Raw genomic sequence first — 9777 nt, 5'->3', positions numbered from 1 at the left:
CGCGTCGGCGCGCGGGGCTCAGAAGTTTCCCCGGGACGCCTCCTGCAAGATCAGCTTGTCCAGCGTCAGATCTGCGATCGCCCGCCTGAGACGTTGGTTCTCCGTCTCAAGATCCTTCATCCGCTTCACTTGATCCGACTTCAGGCTGCCGTACTCTTTGCGCCAGCGATAGTATGTCACCTCGGTCACGCCGATCGCCCTGATCGACGCGGCGACGCTCTGTCCTTGTGAGACCAGCACGTCGACCTGACGCAGCTTACTCACGATCTCCTCAGGCTTGGGTCGTTGGGCCATCGGTTCCGTCCTCTGTCGGCTCAAAAGCCATACTTCAGGGCGGACCACTTCAAAGGGGGACGATCACAGTGCCGCCCGCGATCTCGAACCGGTGCGTGTCTCTGAGCCGCTTTGCTGCGCTCGCGATGACGGCGCGATCATGCAGTCAAACCGGCTCCGACAGCTCGCCTGATGGCTTCCGCGTGGATTTTTGCCGTGTTCTCAACGCTGTATTGCTCGACGTTTTGCCGCCGGAAGTCGGCAAACTTTCTCTCTTCGGCGATATGATCGCAGTAGTGGTTCATGGCTTCCACGAGCGCCGCCTCGTCGTTGGGCGGGACGAGTTGCCCCAGGCGGCGGTCGACCAGGATGTCGCTCGGGCCGAACTCGCAATCGGTCGAGACGACCGGAAGTCCGCAGCGGAGCGCCTCGCAGATCGCCAGCGACCAGCCCTCCCATCGCGAGGTGGCGACGAACACGTCGCTCGCATAGAGCGCTCGTTGCGGGCTGTCCGGATGGTGCTCGAGCTTGACCACATCCGATAGCCCGAGGCGCCGGATCTGTTCGGACAGAGCCGTCTCGTCGGCCCCGTGGCCGACGAGACGCAGCCTTATGTCCTGGCGTCGCTGGTAGAGGCGGGCGAACGCCTCGACCAGGATGTCCTGGCCTTTCTGATAGTCGTACCGTCCGACATTGACGAACGTCACCAGGCCTTCTGTCGGTTTTTCGTCGGGCCCCGGCGGGTCGAATTTCCGGACCGGGTTCGGCACCCAGACCGTCGGCCTGCGGCAGTCGAAATCCTCGGTGAAGGCTCCGAGCTGCCGGGGCGAGGTACCGAACACGACCGCCACCCGTTCAAGGACGAGATGGCGGAGGAGGAAGAACAGGATCTTCGCCTTGAGGTGCCCGCTCTCCCGGCGCGGATTTCCGTGGAGGTGCAGCGCGATAGGCCGCTTCAAGCCCAGTCGTGCAAACCAGAAGATCACCGTTGGATCGATCTGCGGGACCACGATGAGATCGTAGGGCTTGTCCCGAGCGACGCTGCGGAATGCGCGCATGAGACTGATGCGTGAGGAGACCGAACGCCTGACGATGTTGTAGGCCCGCAGCGTGGCGGGATAGTTGCGATGTTCGGAGACAAACAGGACGTCGACATCGAATGCGTCGCCGTAGGTCTTGGCGAGTTCCGTGCAGATCTCGTCGTTGACCCGTTCGATGCCTGCGAAAAACGTCGTGCCGGGCTGGCAATAAAGGACTTTGATTTTTCGACCGGTCGCGACAGACATCAAGGATACTCCGAATGATGGGCGACGGCCTTGACGGTTCCTGGAAGACCGTCGCGCCAGCGACGCTTTGCTCGGATCGTCGCGCATCCTCCGCGGAGCTGGAGGTCGGTTCGGCCCAGGAAGGCGTGTCGGCGCACGGGCAACGGCAACAGGCGATCAGACGCGATTGAGGATCGCGCCGATGACGCTGGCGCCCGCGCTTCGCAACCCGTTCACGGCATCCGAGAGCTCGTCGACGGTCGTGCGGCCGGCCTCGGCCACGATCACCACCGCATCGGCCCGCCGCGCGGCGGCCCGCGTCTCGGCCGAGACCGAGAGGGGCGGCAGGTCGAGGATGACGTAGCCGGTCTGCCGCATGTGATCGATCACCTTGTGGAAGGACGGCGCGCCGAGATAGACGCGGCTGTTGACGGCCGTGTTCGGAAGGCGTGCCGGCAGCACGGCGATGCCGCCGTAATCGAGGAGCTTGGCACTGGGAATGCGGGCGGGATCCTCGATCAGATCCGCCAGGCAGGTCCCTTCCCGGGTGTCGAAATCGTAGGTCAGGGACCGCGGTGCGGACCCATGGATGTCGGCATCGATCATCGTCACCGGACGCCCGCTCTCCTGGATGATCCGGGCCAGGTTCAAACCGATGAGCGAAGTGCCCGAATTCGCCGTGCAGCCGACCAGGGCGATCACGGCCTCGCCGTCTCCGGGGCGGCTCGATAGGGCGAGCTGGATCGACGTCCGCAGGTCGCGGATGCCCGACGCGAAGCCGCTATTGCCGAGCCACAGAGTTGTCGCGGATCTCAGGTCGCTCGCGCCGCGCCGCCCGGCGACACCCTTGCGCGAGATGTCGGGCATGACCGCGAGGCACGGGATTCCGACACGCTGGACGAGATCCTGTGGTGTCCGGATCCGCCGGTCCAGCGCTTGCCGTAGAGCGACGGCCAGCAATCCGCCGACGAGACCCACGGTCAGGCCGAGGCCCAGGATCAGGGTCTTGCGCGGCGCCGACGGCCGGAGCGGCTGCAGCGCGGCGCCGATCACGCGGGCATCGGCGTCCGGCGTCGGCGCCTCGGGCAGGCTTCCATTGGTCACCGCGGCCGCTGCCGAACGCGCCTGCGAAGACAGGGCGTTGACGCGGCCCTGCAGGAATTCCGCGCCGTTCTTGGCGGCGTCGGCCTTCGCGGCGATCGATTGCCAGAGATAAGCTGAGACCGCCGCGTTCGCGACCCGGCGGGCCAGGTTCGGGTTCGGGGAGGTGTAGGAAACCTCCACGACGTAGGATTGGCCGACCCGGCGCACGGTGAATTGCTGCGCGAAGGTTTCGAACTGCCGCTGCTGCACGACCTCGGGGCTCGGCGGCGGCGGTGCCGGGATGCCGAGCAGGGATTTGAGGCTCAGGCTCGATGTCTCGGGCTTGTCGGAAGGCGGGAGGCCGAATTCGGGATCGTTTGCGAGCCCGAGGCTGTTGAATACGTTGGTCAGGAGGCGCTCGGAGCGCAGAACCTGAAGCTCGCTCTCGGCCCGGCCGACATCAAGGCCCGGCGCCAGGGAGCCTTCCGGCGAACCCGAGCCGGCCTGACGGCGGGGTTCCAGAAGCAGCGTCGCGGTCGCCGTAAAGAGCGGCGTGGCAGTCGCTGCGTAGAAAGCGGCGGCCCCGACGCAGAACAGGATCCAGAGGGCCACGACGAACTTGTGGCGCTTGGCCGCCTTCAGGGCGGCCGAGATCACCGCAAGCGGGCCATCCGGCACGCCCACGGAGGTCGCCTCCGGGAACGGCCACACCGCCTGCGGTCGCTCCGAGGAGATCCGATTTTGATTGTGCGCGCTCATCTCACGGCTTTCCGTCGGATCTGCAGGGCCCGCTCGGGTTCGAGGCGCCCCAGGAGGGCGTCGACCGCGCCCCGTAGATTGCCCCGCAAACGGCCGCGCCGATCGATGAACGGTTCCGGAACGGCCGATCGCGCCAGGTTGCTGGTGAAGTTCCGAAACAAGTGGTCGAGCACCTGAGCGTAAGTCATCGTTCCCTTACGCAGCATGTACAGGGGATTAACCACCTGCGAATAGCCGAGCCGATCGCCGGCGATCCGGCCTCCCTTCACGCCCATATGGACGCCGCGCGCTGCCATGCATTTCACGAGCCGTCCGCCTTTCGCCCGCAGGGCGGCACCGAAATCGCGATCCTCCAGCCAGCCGTACAGGACTAGCCGCTCGTCGAACCGCAGGGTCCCGATCGCGGAGCGCCGGAAGGCCATGTTGCAGCCGTAGGGACTGAAGGGCTCGATCAGCGGTGCCGGCGCGACAGGGCCGCTCTCGGCGAGCAGGCGATCGACCTCCGCGAAGCTCAGGCCGGGGCCCTTGATGCCGTCCGCCAGCACGTCGCCCGTGAAGCCGACGATGTCCGGCTCGTCGCGGAACATCCGAGCCGCGACATCGAGCCAGTTGGCGTCGGGCACGAAATCGTCGTCGAAGAAAACAACGATCGCGATTCCATCGGGCAGGGCGGCGAGCGCCGTGTTGCGCTGCGCCGCGAGGCCGGGGCGGCCGGTTACCACCGTGACGTCGCCCCAGATGGCCGCCTCGCCGGCATCCTCCGGTTTGATGCAGGAGATGATTACGCTGGCGGCCTTGTAGGTCTGCCGATCGAGGATGCGCCGCAGCGTCTGCGCGACGACCTCCGGCCGCCCCAGGGTCGCGATGACCACCGCGATGCTGGGCGGCGCGGGTGCGGGGCGAGGGCGCCCGACATCCCGCCGCTGCGGTGCCTGCATCACGTCCAGGTAGCCCTGCGCCGTATCGGCCCAGGAGAACTGGGCCGCTTGGATGCGGCCGCGGCCGATCAGATCCTCCCGGAGCGCGGCGCTCGCCAGCAGCGCCCGGACATGCGCCAGCCAAAGCTCGGGCCGGTCGGGGGGCGCTAGCAGCGCGGCGGCGCCGCAGATCTCCGGCAGGCTGGCGCGATCGGTCGAGATGACCGGGCAGCCTCGCGCCATCGCTTCCAGCGCCGGGAGACCGAAGCCCTCGGTCAGCGACGGAAAGGCCAGGCACAGGGCGCGCTCCAGAAGGTAGGCGAGATCGTGATCGGTCACGAACCCGAGATGCTGGACGTTGTCGCTGCGCTGCAGGTCTTCCGATGCGAAGATGCCCGCCCGGCCGCCGGCGATGATCAGGTCGACACCGAGGCTCGCGAACTCGCCCGCCAGGCCGAGCAGCAGGCTGAGATTCTTGTGGCGGGCGCGGGAACCGAGCGCCAGGACGAACGGGCGCACGGTACCGTCCGGGTTGCGGCGCAGCGCCGACTGCGCCCGGGTCGCCAGGTTCGGGTCCCAGGCGTGGACGTGCTCGTACCCGTTGGGCAGAACGAGGATGTCGGACGCCTTCAGCGACAGATGCTGCGCGATCTGCCCGGCCGAGAAGCTCGAGACCGTGGCGATCCGCGCCGCGCGTCGCGCCAGCAGCGGCTGAAGCGTCTTGTAGAAGACGCGGAACGGCGCGCTATAGCTCCCCGGTTCGAGGAAGACGTTCGCGTCGTGGATGCAGACGACCTGATCCGTCCGGAAGGCCGGCGCGGTGTTGCAGAGGTTGAGCAGCCGGCCCGGCCAGGCACGCGGCAGCACGACCTGCTCCCAGGCATGGCCGCCTGCGCGGCCGACGATCCTGAGCGGCGTCCCGTCGAAGCCCGGATCTTGAGTGTCCGGCGGCGCCAGCAGAGGAATCGTCGTCCCACGCGCAGCTACGACCTGGCTCATCGCCTGCGTTACGTTCCGTGCGTAGCGCTGAACGCCGGTCATCGGTTGCGTCAGGAAGCGACCATTGATCCCGAACGATTCAGCCGCCGTCATGCCGACGATATACTCCAATTAAGATTCGGTATATAAATTCGGAATCGAGCCAACATTAGCGACAGTGCATCCGAATATTTTAGGTGTTCAATGTCACCCTCTCAAGCTGACGCGTCCGTTTCAATTGCTACGACCCGGTTTGCACAATCGTGGCGATGTTATTAGTAAACGGTCCTTGAGGTAGCGACCCTTACGCTATCGACCGGCCATTTACAAGAAATGGCTGACGCGCATGACGACTGCACGGCTGCATCATGGGTCCTGTAGCTGGGCATCGCTCATATCGCGGGCGGCCAGAGGGGAGGGCCGTCCTGGCTCACTCGGCTAGCACCAGCAGGGAATAACCGCCGAGGATCCGCACGGTGAGATCCTGGTTCAGCGCGAACAGGGCTCGGCGCGGGATCTTCATAAGCCGGCTCGACCTGGCCTGATTGGGCAGTTCGAGGCGTCCAGCTGTGTAGGCGTGATCAATGATCTTGTATCCGCAATCCCTCAGGGTCGCGAGCGCCGACTCCTTGAAGAAGTAGTGCAGATGACCGACGTTCTTGCGGAGATTCATGATCGGCCGCTCCCGGAACAGGGACTGCACCGATAGATCGAGCGGGATGTGGAAAATCTTGTATTTGGCGAGGGAGCGCAACTGCTGCGTGAAGCCGATGTAATCCTCGACATGCTCGATGACGTCGATCACCAGCATCACGTCGAACGGCGCCGCCGCGGCGTCGAACACGCTCTCGAGATAGAATTTGGTCCGGTCGGTCTCCTTGCTCTTGGCACGATGATAGGCATGCGGAGAGACCTCGTAGCCGTAACCCTTTGAGAAACCGAAGGACCGTTCCAGGTTGAGAAGGATATCCCCAGTCCCGCAGCCGACCTCACACAGCCTATCGAATGTGATCGCGTTCTTGCGAAGGATCTCAGCGATTTGCTTCGCTTTCCAGGGCGCGTCTTCTTCGTGCCATCCCGGATTGTTCTCCGCGTAGGTCTCGTTCTGGTACATATCCAGCATATTAATACTTCCCTCGCATCTGTAGGACGGGGAACCGCGTTCGTCCGGCCATTAACGTTCCGGCGGCCAATATGGCCTCACCACACATCAGGCTTTTTTAGCTTTGGCGGCCGACAACGCAACCATACAATTGCAATATCAACCGCTCAATGGCGAGATCGTTAAATCATGGAGCTTCCATAATTTGCCGAACTAGCAATTTTTGGCAGACTATGCGGTTGGGAACAGTCGTAGGCGAAGACGCCAAGCCGAGCCCACTTCGCCGATCGACGAGCTAATTGATTGAGCAGGTCTGATATTCGCAATCTATATGGGCCCACAAAAGCCAATCAAAGGTGGCCCAGTACTTATATTCTAGTTCTGCGCAGCAATTCCGGCCTGGGCCGGGATGCCGATCGCCAGTTCGACGGGGCTTGCCGATGGCGGGTCTCTCAAATCGCCCGGCGGCGGCGACGAAGCGCCTGAACCTCAGAGCGCAGCGCCCGTGCAGCATAGATCAGTTCGATGAGTGGAAGCGCCAGGCGGCCGCTCCGCGGGAAACTGCGCACGACGGCGCCTTCGCGCCAGAGGCTTTCGCGGATCTGCTTCAGGGGGCTGGTGGTGCCCGGGACAGCGAACTGCGCCCGCAACTCGGTCCGTCCGAAATCCCGGGATCGGTGCCCAAGGCTCAGGGTCGCCACCGCCTGCGCATCCGGCCAGACCACCGCGTCTTTCAGATGCTGCCACGCGCGCGCCGCATCCTCCTGGACACGGTGGAGCGTTTCCGGAGCGAGGCCGTCGATGTAGGCGAGGACACCGGTGAACAAGCCCGGCTGCTCCGGCGCGATGCGGCTCTCCCACCCGGCGACCTGAAGATTGGCCCGCGGCGACCCGCCATCGGCCGATGCCGTGAAGGTTCGGACGCTCGACAGCTCCGGCTCGAGGCAGGACTCGATCAGCTGCCAGAAGCGAAGCGCCGAGGTCCGGACTTCCCAGGGCTTGTACCCGTCGCTCTCGACGCTGAGGCCCAGGGTCCGCGCGAAGTGCGGTGTCGGAAGCCGCTTGTAATTGCTGCGGGCGAATTGAAGGCCGGACCATTGTCGCTCCGGGATACCCTCCTGGAGGATCCGGACCGTGCTGCCATACAGCCCGGTATCGACCAGCACACCGTGGCGGCGATTCCCGGTACACGTCGCCAGATGGGCGCGGAACAGGGCATCCTGCTCGGCAACCGCGCGGTGGAGCCTCACCACGCCGGGCTCGGTGCCGGCCAACAGGCTGATGAAACGTATCTTCTCGAACGGCGCATGCCAGGGCGGCGGCAGGTCGAGGTCGTTGCACTGTGCCAAGGCAGCAGCGATCTCGGCCATCGACTGGCCGCTGAACTCGCGCTCCAACTCGGACAGGACCCCGGGGCTCGGCGGATCAAAGGCCGTCCGGGCCGCGACGAGGCGCGACACCATCAGGTCCGCGTGCGGCAGCCGCTGCGGCAGGTCGGTCCGGGCCAGGAACCGCTCATAGGCCAGCCTCATCCGCAGACCGCCCCGGGCGCAGAACAGGAGGACGGCGTCGTCGCCCTGGAGGAAGCGTTCGAACAGCCACAGGCGCAGGCAGAATTCCGCGAGGATCGGCCCGAGCGCAACGCGTCCGAACGTCTCCGCGTCGAGCCGCCCGATATCGGGTGCCGTCACCGTCATGCGGACGCGCCCGCGCGCGGCGCGTGCGCCGCCCGGATCCGCAGCTTGTGCAGGATACGGGCGCGCAGGGCATCGGCCCGGCGCCGGAACACGAGGTGCTTTGGCCGCAGCACCTGCAGGGAGCGCAATCCTGCGGCCTGGGCCATCGTCACGTCCGCTGTCGTGTCGTCACCGATATGCAGGATGTCGGCGGCCGCCACACCTTCCTGGCGCAGCACGACCCCGAACAGGGCGCCGGTGCGCTTGGTCGCGTTGTGGTCTGCGCTGGCGTAGATCTGGCCGACGGGATGGTCGGGCGCGTGCGCAGCGAGCAGCTGCGCGATCGTTTCGCCCCGATGATACGTGTCGCTGACCGCGATGATCCGGCATCCCGCCCGCGCCTGCTCGGCGAGCCAGGCCAGGAGCGGCGTGTTGGCCTTCAGTTGGGCGATCTCGACCGCGATCTCGGCCTGATGGATGATGTCGGCCGCGTGCGCATCGAGGCTGAGGATCCGGCCCATGGCGTCGACCATGTCGGCGAACCGCACGTCCCCCGAGGGACAGGACAGGTCGAGCGCCCGGTAGGCCTGCTTCTGGACCTCGATCCGGGCATCGTAGATCGCCCCGGGATGCCGCACGATCCGCCGCTCGGCGGCCAGACGTTGCGCGGCGCGCACCGCGATGTCGTTGAACCGCTGGCGTTCTGATCGGTGATCGCGATGGAGCAGCGTATCGAACACGTCGCAGGAGATGATCCGGGCGGCCGCCGTTTTGGGAAGGAGCATGATGCCTTTCAGCCCTGGAAACCCGTGCGTATCGCCGCCGCTTGTGCGTGGCCCGGTCGCAATCCCGCATGCCTGACCCGTCCGAGGCATGGCAATCGCGATTCTTGTCTTATGTCGACGGAATCAGACAAAAGAACGGTTATTCATGAACCTTCATCATCCCGAGCCTGCTCGATCGCGCATTATGCGTCGCCAAACGGGAGAGGACGACGGATATCCAGATTCCGGTCTTCAGCCTCACTCCTTGCAGATGGCGTCGCGCTTCGTCTCGTCGGGGGCGAAGGCGTAGACGTAATCGACCAGCAGGTCGGAGGGATTGGGGGTCTTGTCGATCGGCCATCCGGAGCCGAGCGCGAGGTTGACCAGCATCATCAGGGGCTTGGTGTGCTCGGGCGGCGTCGGCGTCCGGCCGATCTCGCGGCGATCGAGATAGAACACGACCCATTCCTTCGTCACGTTCACCCCGTAGGTGTGGAAGCTGTCGTTCAGCGAGCCGCTCGGGACCGAGGTGATGATCTCGCCACCGCGATTCTTCTTGGGGTCGGTCTTGTCCCAGATGTGCCAGACCGAATGGAATCCGTCCGGGAACTGGCCGTAATACTCGATCACGTCGATCTCCACCGATGGGGTGGGGTCGTCTTTCGGCTTGTTGGCGTTCAGCCAGAAGGCCGGCCACACGCCGGGCCCGGGCGGCAGCTTCATCCGCGCCTCGAAATACCCGTACATCAGGGCGAAGCCGGCGGTGGTGGGATCGGCCGAGGACAGGAGACCGGAGGTCCACTTTCCGTTGTCGTGCTTCCGTGCCCGGATCTTCAGGATCCCGTCTTTGACGATGAACGGCGCGTTCTTCTCAGGATCGGCGAAGATGTCGATCGGGTCGATGAATTGTGCATCGCCGAAATCACCGTTCCAGGGCGTGTGCGCTGACCACCGCGCCCG

At 65.2% G+C, this 9777-nt stretch carries 7 protein-coding genes and 1 pseudogene; all 8 read right to left on the bottom strand.

Going from position 1 to position 9777, the window contains the following annotated elements:
* Positions 1-294, bottom strand: a pseudogene (locus tag MKL09_RS05480) (transposase); the annotation flags it as partial.
* 137 nt (positions 295-431) lie between these two features.
* The gene (locus tag MKL09_RS05475) at positions 432-1559 is read right to left on the bottom strand and encodes a glycosyltransferase (RefSeq protein ID WP_244018699.1); all 1128 of its coding nucleotides are present in this window, start codon (positions 1557-1559) and stop codon (positions 432-434) included.
* A gap of 156 nt (positions 1560-1715) precedes the next feature.
* Entirely contained in the window at positions 1716-3380 is a 1665-nt protein-coding gene (locus tag MKL09_RS05470; protein WP_244018697.1) for a Wzz/FepE/Etk N-terminal domain-containing protein, read from the bottom strand.
* Positions 3377-5389, bottom strand: coding sequence for a glycosyltransferase (locus tag MKL09_RS05465; protein ID WP_244018695.1), 2013 nt, complete (start codon positions 5387-5389; stop codon positions 3377-3379). Before MKL09_RS05465 ends, MKL09_RS05470 begins: the two co-directional genes overlap by 4 nt.
* A 316-nt stretch (positions 5390-5705) precedes the next feature.
* Positions 5706-6398, bottom strand: coding sequence for a class I SAM-dependent methyltransferase (locus MKL09_RS05460; RefSeq protein WP_244018693.1), 693 nt, complete (start codon positions 6396-6398; stop codon positions 5706-5708).
* Positions 6399-6829: 431 nt separating this feature from the next.
* Positions 6830-8074: a glycosyltransferase gene (locus tag MKL09_RS05455; protein ID WP_244018690.1), complete on the bottom strand. Its 1245-nt coding sequence runs from the start codon at positions 8072-8074 to the stop codon at positions 6830-6832.
* The gene (locus MKL09_RS05450) at positions 8071-8838 is read right to left on the bottom strand and encodes an HAD family hydrolase (RefSeq protein WP_244018688.1); all 768 of its coding nucleotides are present in this window, start codon (positions 8836-8838) and stop codon (positions 8071-8073) included. Before MKL09_RS05450 ends, MKL09_RS05455 begins: the two co-directional genes overlap by 4 nt.
* Positions 8839-9075: 237 nt before the next feature.
* Positions 9076-9777 (bottom strand): glycoside hydrolase family 16 protein (locus MKL09_RS05445; RefSeq protein WP_244018686.1); only part of this gene is annotated, 702 nt, incomplete at its 5' end.

The organism is Methylobacterium sp. J-048, from assembly GCF_022829515.1.
GTDB lineage: Bacteria > Pseudomonadota > Alphaproteobacteria > Rhizobiales > Beijerinckiaceae > Methylobacterium.
Note: the sequence above shows the minus strand (reverse complement) of the source record. Positions and strands in the feature narration are given on the sequence as shown.